The organism is Streptomyces abyssomicinicus (assembly GCF_008974245.1).
Taxonomy (GTDB): domain Bacteria; phylum Actinomycetota; class Actinomycetes; order Streptomycetales; family Streptomycetaceae; genus Streptomyces; species Streptomyces abyssomicinicus.
The window spans coordinates 13,194-31,537 of sequence record NZ_BBZI01000014.1 but is presented as its reverse complement, the minus strand read 5'-3'; the positions used below and the strand labels follow the sequence as shown (position 1 = coordinate 31,537).

Below are 18,344 nucleotides of genomic sequence, written 5' to 3'. Positions count from 1 at the left end.
CCCAGGCCGCGTCCGGGGCGGCCCAATCGGATCACCGCCACCGTCGCCGGTCCGCGACGACCTGCCTCGTACCGGGGGCCCCAACCGGCCCGGAACGGTTGTCCGACGGCGACCGTACACTGCCGCCATGACCGGATCGACCAGGCAGGGCGGCCCGTCCGGGCCCGGCCACGCCCAGCGGCTGAGCGTTCTCTCCGAGGCCCTGACCCGGCGTCTCGGCCTGCCGGAGGTGAGGACGGAGCCCGCCTCGGCCACGGCCCCGGCGACCCTGGTGTGGACGGACGGACCGACCCTGGACGCGGTGTCGGCGGCGGCCCGGGACACCGACCCGGAGGCGGCCGGTCCTCTGTGCCTGCGGCGGGTCCTCTCGGAGCAGGCGGTCGCACTCGGCGCGGTCAGGCTGGCGACCTCTCCCTCCCCTCTCGGCTGCGGCCTTCCGCTGCCGGTGACCGCGGACGCGGTGGAGGCACTGTGGTGGGAGGTACCGCTGCCCGCGGCGTCCACCCCGCGGGAGGACGCGCTGGTGTACGCCCTGCTGTACCAGGCCCACGACGACCACCGGCGCAACAGCGTCAGCGCCGAGGAGATCTGCGCCGTGGTCCGTCAGGAGGGCATCGCCCCGCTGCTCCTGCGCTCGGGCGCCGAACTGACCCCGGCCGAGATCCTGACCGCCCGCTACGCCGCCACCCACGCCCACCCCGCCTGGCGGCACAGGCTGACGACCATGCCCGTGCCGACCCTGCTGCGGCTGGTCGCGGACGACGCCCAGGCGCCGCCCCCGTGCCTGACGGCGGGTCTGGCCCTGGCCCTCGCCTTTCCGGAGGACGACGCCTCCGGCGCGATCGCGGCCACCCTCAGGGCCCGCCTCGCCACACCGGACCGCCGGAACGGGGACCGATGAACCGGTGAACGCGCCTTGGACGGACGACCGCTCCGGACGGACCGGTGAACGCACCCCGGAGGGGCGGTGAGCGCGCCGCGGACGGAAGGGGACTAAGCCGTGCCGGAGTCCGGACTGCCCGCGGAAGGTGGCGCCGTCCGTCCCGGCGACGCCGTGGTCGCCGGCAGATCCCCCGCTACTGCGGTGTGGTCGCGATCTGGATCAGGTTGCCGCAGGTGTCGTCGAGGACGGCGGTGGTGACGGGGCCCAGCTCGACGGGGTCCTGGGTGAACCGGACGCCGAGACCACGCAGACGCTCGTACTCCGCCGTCACGTCCTCGACGGCGAACTGGGCGAGCGGGATGCCGTCCGCGACGAGCGCGTCCCGGTACGCCCTGGCCGCGGGGTGGCCGGCGGGCTCGAGGAGGAGTTCCGTGCCGTCGGGCTCGTCGGGGGACACCACGGTGAGCCACCGGTCCTTCTCGCCCACCGGGACGTCGTGCTTCTTCACGAAGCCGAGGACCTCGGTGTAGAAGCGCTCGGCCTGTGCCTGGTCGTCGACGAAGACGCTGGTCAGGTGAATCCTCATGAGGTGCTCTCCTCGGTTCCGGAGGGGTCGGGCACGGGCCATCGCTCGGCGATCCGCCGCAGCGGAGCGGTGTTCAGGTCGTGGAACTTGTAGCGGCCCTCCCGCCTCGTCTCGACCAGCCCCGCGCCCTCCAGCACCGCGAGGTGCTGGGAGACCGCCTGGCGTGAGATGCCGAGTCGGTGCTTCATGCTCAGCCGGGAGCAGATCTCGAACAGCGTCTGGCCGGACTTCTCCGTGAGCTCGTCGAGGATGGTGCGACGAGTGGGGTCGGCCAGGGCTTTGAAAAGGTCGTCGGCCACACCCCCACCATAGGCAAGTAGTCACTTGCCTATCAACCGGAGGTGCGGCTCGGCACGCCAGGTCGCCCGGGCACCGGCCCACGGCCACCCACCGACGTCAGTAGGCGTCGTCGCCCGGGTACCCGGGGAACTCGTCGAGGTCCGCGTCCTCACCCTCCCCCTCGAGGGCCTCGCGGACCACGCGCAGGGCCATGCCCTCCGGGTAGCCCTTGCGGGCCAGCATCCCCGCGAGGCGGCGTATGCGCTTGTCGCGGTCGAGCCCACGGGTGGACCGCAGCTTGCGCCCGACCAGGTCGCGGGCGGTCGCCTCCTCCTGATCGCTGTCGAGCTGGGAGACCGCCTCCTCGATCAGCGAGGACTCGACACCCTTGGTCCGCAGCTCGCGCGCGAGGGCACGCCGGGCCAGGCCCCGGCCGTGGTGCCGGGACTCCACCCAGGCGTCGGCGAAGGCACCGTCGTCGATCAGGCCCACCTCTTCGAACCGGGTGAGCACCTGGTCGGCGACGTCGTCGGGGATCTCCCGCTTGCGCAGGGCCTCGGCGAGCTGCTTCCGGGTCCGCGGGGACCCGGTGAGCAGGCGCAGGCAAATGCCCCGCGCCCGCTCGACCGGATCCCCGCGGTCACCGTCGTGAGCGATGCGATCGACCTGCTCGCCGCGCGTCCCGCGGCCTTCGCGACTGCCGCGACCGGGGCGACGGGCCGGACCGGGCGGACCGGCCTCGTCGTCGGGGCCGGCCTCTGAGGCCCATTCGGTTCGGCGTGTCACGGATCAGCTCTTGGCCGCCGCGGCCTTGGCCTTGGTGGCACGGGCGGCGGGAGCCGGGACGGCCTTGGCGGCGTCCGCGTTCTCGCCCCCGGCCGGGTCGGTGACAGCGGCGGCCGCGGTCTCCTCCTCGGTCGGCTTGATGACGCCCAGCTTGGTCTTGATCTTCCGCTCGATCTCCTCCGCCAGGGCGGGGTTGTCCTTGAGGAAGTTGCGGGCGTTCTCCTTGCCCTGGCCGAGCTGGTCGCCTTCGTACGTGTACCAGGCGCCGGCCTTGCGGACGAACCCGTGCTCCACGCCCATGTCGATCAGGCCGCCCTCGCGGCTGATGCCCTGGCCGTAGAGGATGTCGAACTCGGCCTGCTTGAACGGCGGGGCCACCTTGTTCTTGACCACCTTGCAGCGGGTGCGGTTGCCGACCGCGTCCGTGCCGTCCTTCAGGGTCTCGATGCGGCGGATGTCGATGCGCACCGAGGCGTAGAACTTCAGCGCCCGGCCACCGGTCGTGGTCTCCGGGGAGCCGAACATGACGCCGATCTTCTCGCGGAGCTGGTTGATGAAGATGGCCGTCGTCTTGGACTGGTTGAGCGCGCTGGTGATCTTCCGCAGCGCCTGGCTCATCAGGCGGGCCTGCAGACCCACGTGACTGTCGCCCATCTCGCCCTCGATCTCCGCGCGCGGGACCAGCGCCGCGACGGAGTCGATGACGATCAGGTCGAGCGCGCCGGAGCGGACCAGCATGTCCACGATCTCCAGCGCCTGCTCGCCGTTGTCCGGCTGGGAGAGGATCAGGTTGTCCACGTCCACGCCGAGCTTGCGCGCGTACTCGGGGTCGAGCGCGTGCTCCGCGTCCACGAACGCGACCTGGCCGCCGGCCTTCTGCGCGTTGGCCACCGCGTGCAGGGTCAGCGTGGTCTTGCCGGAGGACTCCGGACCGTAGATCTCCACCACACGGCCGCGCGGCAGGCCGCCGACGCCGAGCGCCACGTCCAGGGCGGTCGAGCCGGTCGGGATGACCTCGATGGGCTCCTGGGTGCGGTCGCCCATGCGCATGACCGCGCCCTTGCCGAATTGCCGTTCAATCTGCGCGAGGGCTGTTTCCAGCGCCTTCTCGCGGTCGGTTCCTGCCATGGGTTCCACCCGGTTTGCTTGAGTCGATCGCTTCACGTCAAAGACGCTAACGCCTGCCACTGACAACGCGCCCCGACGCCCGTCCACCCTGTGGAAAACTCGTGCGCATCTCACCTCAAACCGTACAGAAGTACCTCTGTGAGACGGATGCCCGAGCACCACCGGCCGTCCCATAAGAACGGCTGTTCGATTTTCGTGTCAAATCATTCCCGGTCCCGGCGGTGCGTGCCGGGTGTACGCGGGGTTCACACCCGGGAACCGCCCCAGAGCCGCCTGGCCCGCCGGAACAGCCCCCGGGCGGCCGCGTCCGCCGCTCCCCGGCGATGGCCGTGCACCCGCGGGTCGTCCGTCACGTCGTACCGCTTCACATAGGCGCCGAGGAACGCCTGGAGGGTGGCGACGGCCGGGATCGCGATCAGCGCGCCGACCGCGCCGAGCAGCGCGGTGCCGGCGATCACCGAGCCGAAGGCGACCGCGGGGTGGATGTCCACCGTCCGCGCGGTCAGCTTGGGCTGCAGCAGGTAGTTCTCGAACTGCTGGTACACCACCACGAAGATCAGCACCCACAGCGCGTACCAGGGGTTGACGGTGAAGGCGATCAGCATCGGCAGCGCGCCCGCCAGATAGGTGCCGATGGTGGGGATGAACTGCGAGACCAGTCCCACCCAGACCGCCAGCACCGGCGCGTAGGGCACGTCGAGGAACTGCAGCAGCACGTAGTGGGCCAGGCCCGACACCAGTGCCATCAGGCCGCGCGAGTAGATGTAGCCGCCGGTCTTGTCGACGGCGATCTCCCAGGCCCGCAGCACCTCGGCCTGCTTGGCCGGGGGCAGCACCGAGCAGAGGGCGCGCCGCAGCCGGGGGCCGTCGGCGGCGAAGTAGAACGAGAACAGCGCGACGGTCAGCAGCTGGAACAGGCCGCCGAGGACCTGGGCGGACACGTCCAGCACCCCGCTGGCGCTGTTCTCGACGTACTTGTGCAGCCAGTCGGAGCTGAGCAGGCTCTCCTGGACGTCCACCCGGCGCAGCTCGGTGTCGAAGTGCACGTTGATCCAGTTGATCACCGAGTCCAGGTAGGCCGGGAAGTCGTCGATGATCCGGATGATCTGGTCGGCGAGCATCGAGCTCATCAGGGTGACGAAGCCCGCCGCACCGGCCAGCACGCCCAGGAAGACCAGGCACGCGGCGACGCCCCGCCGCAGCCCTCGGGAGGCCATCCAGCTCACCGCGGGCTCGATGGCGAGCGCCAGGAAGAAGGCGATCAGCACGTTGATCAGCAGGCCGGTCAGCCGGTGGAAGGCCCAGCTGCCCAGCTGGAACACGGCGACCAGGGAGAGCGCGAGCACCATGGCCCGCGGCAGCCAGCGGGGCATCCTGGCGGCCTGCGGCGCCTCCGCGGCCGCCCGCGTCCGGTCCGCAGGTGGTGGCCCGTCCGCAAGTGGTGGCCCGTCCCCGGGTGGTGGCCCGTCGGCCGGTGGTGGCGCCGTCTTCCGCTGCGACGGCACCCCGGCGCCGTCGGCGGCCGGCGCCGCACCCGTGTCCCTGCCGCTCTCCGTGCCCTCAGCCCCTGTCACGCCGCAAGTCTCGCCCACCTCGCAAGGTTTCGGAGAATTCCGGTGGCTCAGCGCCTCTCGGCCGGCACGTTCATCGCGGTGCAGACCGCCCGCCACACGTCCTTCGCCTCCCAGCCGGCGTCCAGTGCCTGCTGGACGGTACGCCCGCCGAGTTCCGCCATCACGTGGTCGCGCGCGAAGGAATCGGCGTACCCGGGACCGAAGTGATCCGCCATCCGCTGCCAGAAGACCGTCAACCGCATGGCTCCAGTATCCGCCCCCGGATCTCAGAGCAGCGCGCGGACCCCGGCCGTGACGGCCACCGCGACCCCGACCACCACGAGGAACGGCGCCCGCAGCGCCAGCGCCACCCCTGCCGCGCCCACCCCCAGCACCCTGGCGTCGAGGACCAGCTCGCGCCCGTCGCCGAAGGTCTGCTGCGCCGTCAGCGCGGCCAGCAACGCCACCGGCAGCAGCGCCGCGAGCCGCCGCACCAGCGGCCGCTCCAGCACCGAGCCCGGAACCAGCAGCCCCGCGAGCTTCACGGCGTAGCACCCGACCGCCGTCAGCCCGATCGCGATCCAGACGTTCACCGCTGCTCCTCCTCGGATGCCTCGACCGTGGGCCTTCCACCGGGACCGGAGCCCCGTCGCCCCTGCACGTACAGCACGACCGGCGCCGCCAGCGCCGCCACCAGCACCGGCACCCCCGCCGGCAGCACCGGCAGCAGCCCCAGTCCGAGCGCCACCGCGAGCACGGCGGTCGCCCGCTCCACGGCGCTGCGCAGCATCGGCGCCAGCAGGGCCAGGAAGACGGCCGGACCGGCGGCGTCCAGCCCCCACGCCTCGGTGTCCCCGATCGCCTCCGCGCCCAGCGCGCCGAGCAGCGTGGTCAGGTTCCACAGCAGGTAGAGGGTGACGCCGGTGACGGTGAAACCGATCCGCGCCGCCCGGCGGGTCGGCTGCGCCAGGGCCACCGCCGTGGTCTCGTCGATCACCCACTGGGCCGCCGCCGGCCGCACCGCCGGCCGCAGCGCCAGCAGCTGCGACAGCCGCAGGCCGTAGAAGGCGTTCCGCACGCCGAGGAAGAAGGCCCCGGCCGCCGCCGTGAACGGGTTGCCGCCCGCCGCCAGCGCGCCCACCAGGGCGAACTGCGACGCGCCGGTGAAGATGAGCAGGCTGGTCAGGCAGGTCTGCAGCAGGGTGAGCCCGGCGCCCGCGGAGGTCACCCCGAAGGCGAAGCCGGACAGTCCCACCGCGACGCCGACCCCGAGGGCGTCACGGACCACCGCCGCGTCGGGCTTGGCGTCGGCGGGATCCGGCTGGTCAGGACGTTGCGTGTGCGCTGTCTCGTGTGCCACGCCCGCAGCCTAGGCAGGCTGGCCGCCTTCCGGTCAGCGTGTTCGATATTCGGGCAGGTCAGCGGCGAGTGTCGGTGGCGGGGTGCAGGATGGAGCCATGGCAGGCACCCCCCATCCCGCCCTGGCAGGTTTCTCCGCCGCGACCCGCGGCTGGTTCGCGGGTGCCTTCACCGCGCCCACCTCGGCCCAGGCCGGCGCCTGGCAGGCCATCGGCGAGGGGTCGGACGTCCTGGTGGTGGCCCCCACCGGTTCCGGCAAGACGCTGGCCGCCTTCCTCGCCGCCCTGGACCAGCTGACCTCCACGCCCCCGCCCGCCGAGCCGAAGAAGCGCTGCCGGGTGCTGTACGTGTCGCCGCTGAAGGCCTTGGCGGTGGACGTGGAGCGCAATCTGCGCAGCCCGCTGACCGGTATCCGCCAGGAGGCGGTGCGGCTCGGCCTGCCCGAGCCCGAGGTCCGGGTGGGCATCCGCTCGGGTGACACCCCCGCCGCCGAGCGCCGGTCGCTGGCCAACCGGCCGCCGGACATCCTGATCACCACGCCCGAGTCCCTGTTCCTGATGCTGACCTCCGCCACCCGGGAGGCGCTTACCGGCGTCGAGACGGTGATCCTCGACGAGGTGCACGCCGTGGCCGGGACCAAGCGCGGCGCCCATCTGGCCCTCTCCCTGGAGCGGCTGGACGAGCTGCTGCCCCGTCCGGCCCGCCGGATCGGCCTGTCGGCCACCGTCCGCCCGGTCGACGAGGTGGCCCGTTACCTCTCGCCGCAGCGCCGGGTGGAGATCGTCCAGCCGCCGTCCGGCAAGGAGTTCGACCTGTCGGTGGTCGTCCCCGTGGAGGACATGGGCGAGCTGGGCGGCTCCCCCGCCACGGACGCCGGCAAGGACGGCGAGCGGCCGTCGATCTGGCCCTCCGTGGAGGAGCGCATCGCCGACCTCGTGCAGTCGCACCGCTCGACCATCGTCTTCGCCAACTCCCGCCGTCTGGCGGAGCGGCTGTGCAACCGGCTCAACGAGATCGCCTACGAACGCGCCACCGGGGAGCCGCTGCCCGAGGAGCATTCCCCGGCCGAGCTGATGGGCGGCTCCGGCGCCGCCCAGGGCGCTCCCCCGGTGATCGCCCGGGCGCACCACGGCTCGGTCTCCAAGGAGCAGCGCGCCCAGGTCGAGGAGGACCTGAAGGCGGGCCGGCTACCCGCCGTGGTCGCCACCTCCAGCCTGGAACTGGGCATCGACATGGGCGCCGTGGACCTGGTCGTCCAGGTGGAGTCGCCCCCTTCGGTCGCCTCCGGCCTGCAGCGCGTGGGCCGCGCCGGGCACCAGGTGGGCGCGGTGTCCACCGGCGTCGTCTTCCCCAAGTACCGCGGCGACCTCGTGCAGGCCGCCGTGGTGACGGAGCGGATGCGCACCGGCGCCATCGAGTCGCTGCGCGTGCCCGCCAATCCGCTGGACGTGCTGGCGCAGCAGATCGTGGCGATGACCGCGGTGGACGGCTGGCAGGTGGACGAGCTGCTGGCGCTGGTCCGCCGGGCGGCACCGTTCGCCTCGCTGCCGGAGTCGGCGTTCACCGGCGTGCTGGACATGCTGGCCGGCCGCTACCCGTCCGACGCCTTCGCCGAGCTGCGGCCCCGCGTGGTGTGGGACCGGGTGACGGGCACGGTCACCGGCCGGCCCGGCGCCCAGCGGCTGGCCGTCACCTCGGGCGGCACCATCCCGGACCGCGGGCTGTTCGGCGTGTTCCTCGCGGGCTCCGACCCGAAGAAGGGCGGCGGCCGGGTCGGCGAGCTCGACGAGGAGATGGTCTACGAGTCCCGCGTGGGCGACGTGTTCACGCTCGGCACCAGCTCCTGGCGGATCGAGGACATCACCCGCGACCGGGTGCTGGTCTCCCCCGCGCCGGGCGTACCGGGGCGGCTGCCCTTCTGGAAGGGCGACCAGCTCGGCCGCCCGCTGGAGCTGGGGCGCGCGGTCGGCGCGTTCCTCCGCGAGGTCGGCTCGCTGTCCGAGGAGGACGCCCGGCTGCGGCTGCTCGCCGCGGGACTGGACGCCTGGGCGGCGGACAACGTCATCGCCTACCTGACCGAACAGCGCCAGGCCTGCGGCCACGTCCCCGACGACCGCACCATCGTGGTGGAGCGGTTCCGCGACGAGCTGGGCGACTGGCGCGTCGTCGTCCACTCCCCGTTCGGCGCGCAGGTGCACGCCCCCTGGGCGCTGGCCCTGTCCGCGCGCCTGTCCGAGCGCTACGGCATGGACGCCCAGGTGATGCACGCCGACGACGGCATCGTGCTGCGCCTGCCGGACGCCGATCTGATGGGCCTGGACCTGATGGACCAGGACCCCGCCCGGGCAGGCATGGAGTACGACGGCGAACAGGCGCCGGTGGGCGCGGCCGACGTCGCCTTCGAAGGGGGCGAGGTCGACCGGCTGGTCACCGACCAGGTCGGCGGCTCCGCCCTCTTCGCGTCCCGGTTCCGTGAGTGCGCCGCCCGCGCCCTGCTGCTGCCCCGCCGCAACCCGGGCAGGCGGACACCGCTCTGGCAGCAGCGCCAGCGAGCCGCCCAGCTGCTGTCGGTGGCGAGCGAGTTCGGTTCCTTCCCGATCGTCCTGGAGGCGGTCCGCGAGTGCCTCCAAGACGTGTTCGACGTCCCCGGGCTGACCGAGCTGATGGGCGACATCGAGTCCCGCAAGGTCCGCCTGGTCGAGGTGACCACGCCCGAGCCGTCGCCGTTCGCCCGGTCCCTGCTCTTCGGCTACGTCGCCCAGTTCCTGTACGAGGGCGACTCCCCGCTCGCCGAGCGGCGGGCCGCCGCGCTGTCGCTGGACTCCCGGCTGCTGGCCGAACTCCTCGGCCAGGCGGAGCTGCGCGAACTGCTCGACGCGGACGTGCTCTCCGAGCTGGAGAGTGAGCTCCAGTGGCTCACCGAGGACCGCCGGGTGAAGGACGCGGAGGGCGTGGCCGACGTTCTGCGGCTGCTGGGCCCGCTCACCGACGCCGAGCTGGCCGAGCGGGGCGCCGAGCCGGGCTGGGCCGAGGAACTGGCCTCATCCCGCCGCGCGATCGGCGTGCGGATCGCCGGCGCCGCACACTGGGCCGCGGTCGAGGACGCCGGGCGCCTGCGCGACGCCCTGGGCACCGCCCTGCCGGTGGGCGTTCCCGAGGCGTTCACCGAGCCGGTCAAGGACCCGCTGGGCGACCTGCTCGCCCGCTACGCCCGCACCCACGGCCCCTTCACCTCGACCGCTGCCGCCGCCCGGTTCGGCCTAGGCGTCGCCGTCACCGAGGGCGCCCTGCGCCGCCTGGCGGCCGGCGGCCGGGTGGTCGAGGGCGAGTTCCATCCGGCGGGCATCGGCCAGGAGTGGTGCGACGCCACGGTGCTGCGGCGGCTGCGGCGCCGCTCGCTGGCCGCGCTGCGCGAGGAACTCGAGCCGGCGCCGCCCGCCGCCCTCGCCCAGTTCCTCCCCCAGTGGCAGCACATCGGCAAGGGCCACGCCCTGCGCGGCATCGACGGCCTGGTGCGGGCGGTCGAACAGCTCCAGGGCGCCTCGGTGCCCGCCTCCGCCCTGGAGAAGCTGGTCCTGCCCTCCCGTGTCGTCGGCTACACCCCGGCGATGCTCGACGAGCTGACGGCGGCCGGCGAGGTGGTGTGGGCGGGCGCCGGCTCGCTGCCCGGCAAGGACGGCTGGGTCTCCCTCTACCTCGCCGACACGGCGCCCCTGCTGCTCCCGCCCCCGCACCCTCTGGAGCTCACCGCTGTGCACGAGTCGGTGCTGACGGCGCTGTCGGGGGGCTACGGCCTGTTCTTCCGGCAGATCGCCGACCAGGTCCGCGCCACCACCCATCCGGACGCCACCGATCCCGAGCTGGCCGACGCGCTGTGGGACCTGGCCTGGTCGGGCCGGCTCACCAACGACACCCTGGCCCCGATGCGTTCCCTGCTCGGCTCGGGGCGGACCGCGGGGTCCACCGCCCACCGCGCCAAGCGGGCGGTGCCGCGTGGCCGGTACGGCGGCCTCACCGCCTCGGCCCGCCGCCCCGCCTCGCGCACCGGTCCGCCGACGGTGGCCGGCCGCTGGTCGCTGCTGCCCGAGCGGGAGGGCGATCCCACCGTCCGGGCCACCTCGCTGGCCCGCGCCCTGCTGGACCGGCACGGCGTGGTGACCAGGGGCGCGGTCGGCGCGGAGGGCGTCGAGGGCGGCTTCTCCGCCGTCTACCGGGTGCTGGCGGCGCTGGAGGAGACCGGTCAGGCCCGGCGAGGCTATGTGGTGGAGGGGCTGGGCGCCGCCCAGTTCGCGATGGAGGGCGCCGTCGACCGCCTGCGCGCCACAGCCAACGCCCGGGAGCGGGGCGAGGCGGCACCGCCCACCGGCGACCCGTGGAGCGGCACCGCGCCCGGGGGCGCGGGTGGCGGCGGAGCTGACGGCTTCCCCGAGCCCTGGGGCCCGGCGCCGATCGCGGACCCGTCCGGCGGTCCCGGGCGGTTCGGCGGCCGCCCCGCCGACCGGTTCGGGGGCCGCCGCGACGCGGGCGCCTCCCGCGCGGTGGTGCTGGCCGCGGCGGACCCCGCCAACGCCTACGGCGCGGCCCTCGGCTGGCCCGAGCCGCCGGGCGGCGCGGGGCACAAGCCGGGCCGCAAGGCGGGCTCGCTGGTGGTCCTGGTCGACGGTGAGCTGGTGCTGTACATGGAGCGCGGCGGCAAGACGCTCCTGGCCTGGCCCTCCGAGCCGGATCTCCCCGCCGACCGGGACCCCCGGCTGCGGCAGGCCGCCGAGGCGCTCGCCGAGGCCGCCCGGTCCGGTTCGCTGGGCACGGTCACCGTGGAGCGGATCAACGGCGAGCCGGCGCTGGGCGCCGCGCTCGGCCCGTCGCTGGAGGAGGCCGGGTTCGTCGCCACACCACGGGGCCTGCGGATGCGAGCCTGAGCCCCCGGCGCGTCCCTCGCCCCCTCGGCGCCCCCTCGGCCTCCGGCGCCACGACGCCGCCGGCCCACGCACACCTCCCGTACCCCGCCGCGCCTCCCGGGTCCCGCTTCCGCGTGCCGCCCGTACCACCGCTCCCCCGGGCCGCGGCCTCGTCCCGCCCGCCGCCTCCTGCCGCCCACTCCCGCTCACCCGTATCGCCGGTCCCCGTGGCGCGCACCGCACGGTCCGGCTCAACCCGCGCCGCCCGTTCCCCCGCGCCTCCGTCCAGTCAGCTCCCACCACCCGCGCCCCGCACTGCCCGGTCCCGCACTGCCCGGTCCCGCGAAGCCCGGTCCCGCGCCGCCCGGGTCCCGCTTCCGCGCCCCGTCCCGCATTCCCGGTAAGGCCCGGTCCTGCTCGCCTCACGCGGCCCGGGCCCTCGGCCCGCGACGCCGCCCGTTCCGCGATGCCTCACATGCGGGGGCACCGTCCCGCGCGGCCGCCCTCACGCCCGGTGTCGTGGAGGAGGCGCCGCCCGGCGCGCACCGGGGACGGGACGCGCTGCCGTGCCGTGCGGTCCCGGGGGTCCGCTGCCGTGAGGCGCCCAGGCCGGGGCATGCTTGAGGCATGCCCGAAGGCGACACGGTATGGCTGACCGCGAAGCGGCTGCACGAGGCCCTCGCGGGCCGGGTGCTGCTCCGCAGTGACCTCAGGGTGCCCCGTTTCGCCACCTCCGACCTGACCGGACGGACCGTGCTGGAGGTCGTCCCCCGCGGCAAGCACCTGATGACCCGGGTGGAGGGCGGTCTCACCCTCCACTCCCATCTGCGGATGGACGGCGCGTGGAAGGTCCTCCCCGGCGGGGGGCCCTGCGTCCGGCTGCCCGGGCCGCAGCACCAGATCCGTGCCGTCCTCGGCACCGCCGAGAACACTGCGGTCGGTTACCGGCTGCCGGTGCTGGAGCTGCTGCGGACGTCCGAGGAGGAGCGGGCCGTGGGGCACCTGGGCCCGGATCTGCTCGGGCCCGACTGGGACCCGGACCTGGCCCTCGCCAACCTGGCCCGCGAACCGGACCGCCCGCTGGGCGAGGCGCTGCTCGACCAGCGCAACCTGGCCGGCGTCGGCAACGTGTACAAGTGCGAGCTGTGCTTCCTGCTGGGCGTGACGCCGTGGCTGCCGTTCGGTCTGCTGCCGTCGGAGCGGGCGGCCGCCCTGCCGGGAACGGCGCAGCGGCTGCTGGCCGCGAACCGGGAGCGGCACCAGCGCCGCACGACCGGGCCGGCGGGACCGGCCGGGCGTCCGACGGGGCAGAACCTCTATGTCTACGGCCGCGCGCAGCGGCCCTGCCTGCGCTGCGGCACACCCGTGCGCGTGGCCGACCAGGACGACCGTCCCACGTACTGGTGCCCCACCTGCCAGACGGGGCCGACGCCGTGACCCTCGCCCGCACCGTCCCGTCCGCAACGGCCGCTCAGCACCGTTACAACCGCCACCGCCACGGCCGCTCAGCACCGTTGCAACCGCCACCGCCACAACCGCCACGCACCGCCACAACCGTCACCGGTCGTGCGCGCGCCGCCCCCGCAGGGCCCGCACCCATCGCCCCGTGGCGACGACGACCCCGGTCGCCCGCTCCTTGGCCACGCAGTGCACCGGCAGCAGGCTGACGCTCCACCCGGCGAGCACCACGCCCGCCTCGACCGCCCCGGACGCCCGCGGGTCGAGGGCGAGCCGCAGCGCCGCCCACCACCACAGCAAGCCCAGCGCCACCCTCACCGCCGTGCCCATGGCGTACCTCCCGCTCCGCCCGGACGGCTCGCGCCCGGCACCCGCGAGCCCGGCGGCCCGGCCGCCACCGCCCGGACCGGAGGCCTACCCGTTCTCCGCCTGGAACATCCAGTGGTGCTTCTCCAGGTCCGCGGTGATCCCGATCAGCAGGTCCTGCGTGATGGGATCAGGCTTCTCCGTCGTCTCGACCCTCGACCGCATCCGTCCGATGACCGCCCCCAGCGCGTCCACCATGGTCCGCACCACGTCGCCGTCCTTGATCCATCCCTCGGACACCGTCGAGATGCCGGACCCGGAGGCCACCGTGGCCGCCCGCCCGTCCGGGGAGATCCCGAGCGCGGAGGCCCGCTCGGCCACCGAGTCGGAGTGCGCCCGGGCACTGGTCACCACGTCGTCGAGCTGCAGGTGCAACGACCGGAACCGGGGTCCGATCACGTTCCAGTGGACCTGCTTGCCGACCAGCGACAGATCCACCAGGTCGACCAGGGCGCCCTGGAGCGCTTCCGAGACCACCCTGAGGTCCGCATCCGGCAATGGGCTCTTGACAACGTACATGCGTTGCTCCTCGTCAGCCGACGTGTCCCTCCACCATGACCGCACCCCGACGACACGGCAAACGGGGCGTATCCGCACGATGTGCGCATACGCCCCGCTGTTCCCGCTGTTCGTTCCGGCCGTGTCCCGTCCGGTTGCCTCGGGACCGCCCGCGTCAGGCGGCGACCACGTCGACGGCCTCCGCGGGCGCCTTGATGGTGACCCGCTCCGGGGAGACACCCGTCACGGAGACGGACCCCAGCATCGGGCGCACCGGAGCCGGCACGGAGGAGTCGGTGGCGGCCGCGGACCGGGCCAGCTCGGCGAGAGCCAGCTCGTCGCTCACTTCCCGCATGAGTTCGGACATCCGCACGTCCAGCGCGTCGCAGATGGCGGCGAGCAGTTCGGAGGAAGCCTCCTTCTGCCCGCGCTCCACCTCGGACAGATAACCGAGCGAGACCCTGGCGGACGAAGAGACCTCGCGCAGAGTACGGCCCTGGCGCTGCCGCTGCCGACGCAGCACGTCACCCAGCAGGCGACGGAGCAGAATCATCGGTGGCTCCCTCCTCGGACCGCGTAGCCGCATCCTTCTCGCCCCACCGTACCGCCTCGCGCCGCGGCCGTGCGGGGAGCGATGTCGTGTTCACTCAGGGCTGCAAACATCAGATCCCCCCGTTCTGTTCCGTATCCTATGCCCGCTCGTTTCCTTGCCGTTGGTCCGTCTGCGCCGCGCCTCCGGCGTCGAGGAGCTCTTCCAGGAGCAGTGCGAGCACGCTCCGCGCACTCTCCATACGAATTTCCGCCCGTGTGCCGTTCAACCGCAGAGCGCGGACTTTCCCGCCCGCGGACGCCTCCGCACCGTGCGCCGCACCCGCCGCACCACCGGCGACGGCGACGAAGACGGTGCCGACCGGCTGCCCGTCCTGCGGCTCGGGTCCGGCCACCCCGGTGGTGGCGATGCCCCAGTCGGCGCCCAGCGCCCGCCGCACGCCCTCCGCCATCTGCCGCGCGACCCGCGCGTCCACGGCGCCGTGCTCGGCGAGCAGCCGTTCGTCGACCCCCAGCAGCCGGTGCTTGACCTCGGTGGCGTACGCCGTCACCGAACCGAGGAACGCCTTCGAGGCCCCCGGGACCTCCGTCAGCTCGGCCGCGACCAGTCCGCCCGTGAGCGACTCGGCGACGGCGACCGTCTCCCCGTGGTGGGTCAGCATCAGGACGACCTCGGCGGCCGCGGGCGTCATGCCGTGCTCCCCCTCGACGCGGCGCGCCGCTCGGCGATGCCCTGCCGGCGCAGCACGACCGCCTGACGGACGTAGTCCAGACCGGTGACCACGGTGAGCGCCACGGCCACCGCCATCACCCACCAGCGGAGGGTGGCCAGCGGCCCGGTCAGCGCCAGGATGTACATGCCGACGGCGATGCCCTGGGTGAGCGTCTTGAGCTTGCCGCCCCGGCTGGCCGGGATCACCCCGTACTTGATGACCAGGAAACGGATCACCGTGACGCCGAGTTCCCGGCCGAGGATCACCCCGGTCACCCACCACGGCAGCTCGTCCAGCCAGGACAGGCAGACCAGCGCCGCACCCATGATCGCCTTGTCGGCGATCGGGTCGGCGATCTTGCCGAAGTCGGTGACCAGGTTGTACGTGCGGGCCAGGTGCCCGTCGAAGAGGTCGGTGAACATCGCCACCGCGAACGCCGCCCATGCGAAGGAGCGCCACGCGGGGTCGTACCCGCCCTCGGCCAGCATCAGCACCACGAATCCGGGCACCAGCACCAGCCGGAACATGGTCAGCAGGTTGGCCACGTTCCACAGGCTGGCCTCGTTCACCGCGGCCGCCGCGATCTTCCCGCCTCTGGCCGCCGGCCTGGCGCCCAGGGGCTCGACGGGCTCCTCCATCAGGACCTCCGTCTCGGGCGAGGCGCCAGGGGCGGACGCCGGTACGCCGGTCATCCCGTGGCCTCCGCCAGCTCCGCCCGGGACGCCGGCGCGGACGCCCCCGGCAGCGGGCCGCCCAGCGGCTCGGCCACCAGGTCGACGCCCTCGGTGGCGATCACCTTCGCCTCGACGAACTGCCCCACCCGCAGGCCGGCGGCCTCGGTCAGCCGGACCTGGCCGTCGGTCTCCGGCGCCTGGTGCGCCGCTCGCCCGTACACGCCGTCCTCCTCGTCCACGGATTCCACCAGCACCCGGACCGTCTCGCCCACGCGCTCCTCGGCGCGCTGGGAGACGAGCTCCTCGGCCAGCCGGGAGACCCGGGCCAGACGCTCGGCGACGACGTCCTCGTCGAGCTTGCCGTCGTATCCGGCGGCCTCGGTGCCGTCCTCGTCCGAGTACCCGAAAACACCGATGGCGTCGAGGCGGGCGTTGTTGAGGAAACGCTCCAGCTCGGCCAGGTCCTCCTCGCTCTCGCCGGGGAACCCGACGATGAAGTTGGACCGCACACCGGCCTCGGGCGCCTTGGAGCGGATGGTGTCCAGCAGCTCCAGGAAGCGGTCGGTGTCGCCGAAGCGGCGCATGGCACGCAGCACGGCGGGCGCCGAGTGCTGGAAGGAGAGGTCGAAGTAGGGCACGACGCCAGGCGTGGACGTCAGCACGTCGATCAGGCCGGGACGCATCTCGGCGGGCTGCAGGTAGCTGACCCGCACCCGCTCGATGCCGTCGACGTCGGCGAGCTCGGGCAGCAGCGTCTCCAGCAGGCGGATGTCGCCCAGGTCCTTGCCGTAGGAGGTGTTGTTCTCGGAGACCAGCATGACCTCCTTCACGCCCTGCTCGGCCAGCCAGCGCGTCTCCCCCAGGACGTCACTGGGACGGCGGGAGATGAAGGAGCCGCGGAACGACGGGATCGCGCAGAAGGAGCAGCGCCGGTCGCATCCGGAGGCCAGCTTCACGGACGCCACCGGGGAGCCGTCCAGCCGGCGCCGCAGCGGGGCCCGGGGCCCGGAGGCGGGGGCCAGGCCGTCGGGAAGGTCGGCGGGGGCCGGCTCGGTGTCGGCCACGGCGCCGTGTCCGGGCAGCGCGACGTCGGTGGCCGCCTGGCGCTCCGCGGGGCTGATCGGCAGCAGCTTGCGCCGGTCCCGCGGGGTGTGGGCGGCGTGGATGCCGCCGGCGAGGATGGTCTGCAGCCGGTCGGAGATGTCGGCGTAGTCGTCGAAGCCGAGGACACCGTCGGCCTCGGGGAGCGCCTCGGCGAGTTCCTTGCCGTACCGCTCGGCCATGCAGCCCACGGCCACGACGGCCTGGGTCCTGCCGTGGTCCTTGAGGTCGTTGGCCTCGAGGAGGGCGTCGACGGAGTCCTTCTTGGCGGCTTCGACGAAACCGCAGGTGTTGACGACGGCGACGTCCGCGTCCTCGGCGTTCTCCACGAGGTGCCAGCCGTCCGCCTCCAAGCGGCCTGCGAGCTCCTCCGAGTCCACCTCGTTACGGGCGCAGCCAAGGGTGACGAGTGCGACGGTACGGCGTTCAGGCATGGGCTCAAGACTACTTCGTTCCGTCGGCGTCCCACGCCGACGGGGTTGGCCCGGCCGGGCCAACCCCGTGTGCGCGCACCCTCGGTCCCCCTGTACGGCGGCCCTAGCCGGCGGCCGGGTCGCCCTTGGTGTACGACAGGCGTTCCACCTGGCCGTTCTGGAAGTCGTCCTCGATCTTCTCGCCGTTGACGTGCAGCTCGAGGGCGCCGGCGTTGCCGAGGACCAGGTCGACGCGGGTGTCGTCCTGGAAGGTGCGGGAGTCTCCCTCCTCGAGGACGCCGTCCCACAGGACGCGCCCGTTGTGGTCCTTGGCGGAGATCCAGCTGCGCCCGTCGGGGGCGCTCACCGTCACCTCGACCTTGTCGCGCGGCGCGGCGGCGATGGCACTCTCGGTGGGCTCGGGCGCGGCGGGCTTCTCGGTGGGCTTCTGGGTCACCGAGACGCTGGGCTCGGGGCCCTCGGCGACCTGGGCGCGGTCGGTCCCGTCGCTGTCCCCGCCGAAGGCGGTGAAGCCGACGAAGCCGATCACGGCGACGATGGCGGTGACCATGGCCGCGGTCCAGTTCGGACCGCGGCGCTCGGGGCGGATGCGTTCCGCCTCGAAGAGGGGCGCGGCGAGGGTGGGCGCCGGGCGCCCGCCGTGCCTCTTGTCGTAGGACGCGATCAACGGGGCCGGGTCCAGGCCGACCGCGCGCGCAAGGGTCCGGATGTGGCCACGGGCGTAGACGTCACCGCCGCACGGGCCGAAGTCGTCCTCCTCGATGGCCTGCACGATGGCGACGCGCACCCGGGTGGCGTTGCTGACGTCGTCGACCGACAGCCCGGCCGCCGTGCGGGCACGCTGGAGGGCGTGGCCGATCGGCGGAAGGTCTTCACGGTCCTTGTCGAGGTCGTCCTGGAACGGACGCTCTTCTTCGGAGGGGTTGCCGAGGGACACGGGGGCGCCTTTCGAGGGTGTGGCCACCTGTGCTGGAGGTTCAGTCTAGGGGGGGTGCGAAAGGGTGGGGCAAGCGGGCGACGGCGGTTTGTAGGCCGCCGGGTGGGCACCCGCCTGTGCCCGGTTCGACGTGCGAGGGCGG

The 18,344-nt window shown here is 73.7% G+C and carries 18 protein-coding genes; 3 read left to right on the top strand and 15 right to left on the bottom strand.

The window, feature by feature from the left end:
* Window positions 1–127 precede the first annotated feature (127 nt).
* Entirely contained in the window at window positions 128–901 is a 774-nt protein-coding gene (locus tag GBN72_RS30680; protein WP_151775243.1) for a hypothetical protein, read from the top strand.
* Window positions 902–1,076: 175 nt separating this feature from the next.
* Here the strand turns inward: GBN72_RS30680 and GBN72_RS30675 are convergent, their stop codons facing one another.
* The 8 genes from GBN72_RS30675 to GBN72_RS30640 all read right to left on the bottom strand — a co-directional run bounded on the left by GBN72_RS30675 (window position 1,077) and on the right by GBN72_RS30640 (window position 6,575).
* Window positions 1,077–1,469, bottom strand: a complete 393-nt coding sequence (locus GBN72_RS30675; RefSeq protein WP_151775242.1) for a VOC family protein — start codon at window positions 1,467–1,469, stop codon at window positions 1,077–1,079.
* Window positions 1,466–1,768 (bottom strand): ArsR/SmtB family transcription factor, encoded by a 303-nt coding sequence (locus GBN72_RS30670; RefSeq protein WP_151775241.1) that lies wholly within the window; start codon window positions 1,766–1,768, stop codon window positions 1,466–1,468. The genes GBN72_RS30675 and GBN72_RS30670 overlap by 4 nt, the downstream gene beginning before the upstream one ends.
* A gap of 97 nt (window positions 1,769–1,865) precedes the next feature.
* Complete coding sequence (recX, locus tag GBN72_RS30665) at window positions 1,866–2,534, bottom strand: recombination regulator RecX (RefSeq protein WP_151775240.1); 669 nt, start codon at window positions 2,532–2,534, stop codon at window positions 1,866–1,868.
* A 3-nt stretch (window positions 2,535–2,537) separates the two neighbouring features.
* The gene (gene recA / locus GBN72_RS30660) at window positions 2,538–3,662 is read right to left on the bottom strand and encodes a recombinase RecA (protein ID WP_151775239.1); all 1,125 of its coding nucleotides are present in this window, start codon (window positions 3,660–3,662) and stop codon (window positions 2,538–2,540) included.
* A gap of 245 nt (window positions 3,663–3,907) precedes the next feature.
* The gene (locus tag GBN72_RS30655; protein WP_151775238.1) at window positions 3,908–5,035 is read right to left on the bottom strand and encodes an AI-2E family transporter; all 1,128 of its coding nucleotides are present in this window, start codon (window positions 5,033–5,035) and stop codon (window positions 3,908–3,910) included.
* A gap of 248 nt (window positions 5,036–5,283) precedes the next feature.
* Window positions 5,284–5,478 carry a DUF3046 domain-containing protein gene (locus tag GBN72_RS30650; RefSeq protein WP_151775237.1) on the bottom strand — a complete coding sequence of 65 codons (195 nt, stop codon included), beginning with the start codon at window positions 5,476–5,478 and terminating at the stop codon, window positions 5,284–5,286.
* Between the two features lie 24 nt (window positions 5,479–5,502).
* Window positions 5,503–5,808 carry an AzlD domain-containing protein gene (locus tag GBN72_RS30645; protein WP_151775236.1) on the bottom strand — a complete coding sequence of 102 codons (306 nt, stop codon included), beginning with the start codon at window positions 5,806–5,808 and terminating at the stop codon, window positions 5,503–5,505.
* Window positions 5,805–6,575 (bottom strand): AzlC family ABC transporter permease, encoded by a 771-nt coding sequence (locus GBN72_RS30640; protein ID WP_151775235.1) that lies wholly within the window; start codon window positions 6,573–6,575, stop codon window positions 5,805–5,807. Before GBN72_RS30640 ends, GBN72_RS30645 begins: the two co-directional genes overlap by 4 nt.
* Before the next feature lie 97 nt (window positions 6,576–6,672).
* On the opposite strand from GBN72_RS30640, the gene GBN72_RS30635 reads away from it, so the two are divergent.
* A complete protein-coding gene (locus GBN72_RS30635) occupies window positions 6,673–11,493 on the top strand; it encodes an ATP-dependent helicase (RefSeq protein WP_151775234.1) in 4,821 nt (1,606 codons plus the stop codon).
* Window positions 11,494–12,099: 606 nt separating this feature from the next.
* Window positions 12,100–12,909, top strand: a complete 810-nt coding sequence (locus GBN72_RS30630; protein ID WP_151775233.1) for an Fpg/Nei family DNA glycosylase — start codon at window positions 12,100–12,102, stop codon at window positions 12,907–12,909.
* A gap of 120 nt (window positions 12,910–13,029) precedes the next feature.
* Here the strand turns inward: GBN72_RS30630 and GBN72_RS30625 are convergent, their stop codons facing one another.
* From GBN72_RS30625 to GBN72_RS30595, 7 genes are all read right to left on the bottom strand, one after another.
* Window positions 13,030–13,260, bottom strand: coding sequence for a hypothetical protein (locus GBN72_RS30625; protein ID WP_151775232.1), 231 nt, complete (start codon window positions 13,258–13,260; stop codon window positions 13,030–13,032).
* 84 nt (window positions 13,261–13,344) lie between these two features.
* Complete coding sequence (locus GBN72_RS30620) at window positions 13,345–13,815, bottom strand: Dps family protein (RefSeq protein ID WP_151775231.1); 471 nt, start codon at window positions 13,813–13,815, stop codon at window positions 13,345–13,347.
* 154 nt (window positions 13,816–13,969) lie between these two features.
* Window positions 13,970–14,347 (bottom strand): helix-turn-helix domain-containing protein, encoded by a 378-nt coding sequence (locus GBN72_RS30615; protein ID WP_151775230.1) that lies wholly within the window; start codon window positions 14,345–14,347, stop codon window positions 13,970–13,972.
* 136 nt (window positions 14,348–14,483) lie between these two features.
* Window positions 14,484–15,035, bottom strand: coding sequence for a CinA family protein (locus tag GBN72_RS30610; protein ID WP_151775229.1), 552 nt, complete (start codon window positions 15,033–15,035; stop codon window positions 14,484–14,486).
* Window positions 15,032–15,748, bottom strand: a complete 717-nt coding sequence (gene pgsA, locus GBN72_RS30605; protein ID WP_151775228.1) for a CDP-diacylglycerol--glycerol-3-phosphate 3-phosphatidyltransferase — start codon at window positions 15,746–15,748, stop codon at window positions 15,032–15,034. The genes GBN72_RS30610 and pgsA overlap by 4 nt, the downstream gene beginning before the upstream one ends.
* Window positions 15,745–17,265 (bottom strand): 30S ribosomal protein S12 methylthiotransferase RimO, encoded by a 1,521-nt coding sequence (gene rimO / locus GBN72_RS30600; RefSeq protein ID WP_151775227.1) that lies wholly within the window; start codon window positions 17,263–17,265, stop codon window positions 15,745–15,747. The genes pgsA and rimO overlap by 4 nt, the downstream gene beginning before the upstream one ends.
* A gap of 103 nt (window positions 17,266–17,368) precedes the next feature.
* A complete protein-coding gene (locus tag GBN72_RS30595) occupies window positions 17,369–18,202 on the bottom strand; it encodes a helix-turn-helix domain-containing protein (RefSeq protein ID WP_151775226.1) in 834 nt (277 codons plus the stop codon).
* Window positions 18,203–18,344: the final 142 nt, after the last annotated feature.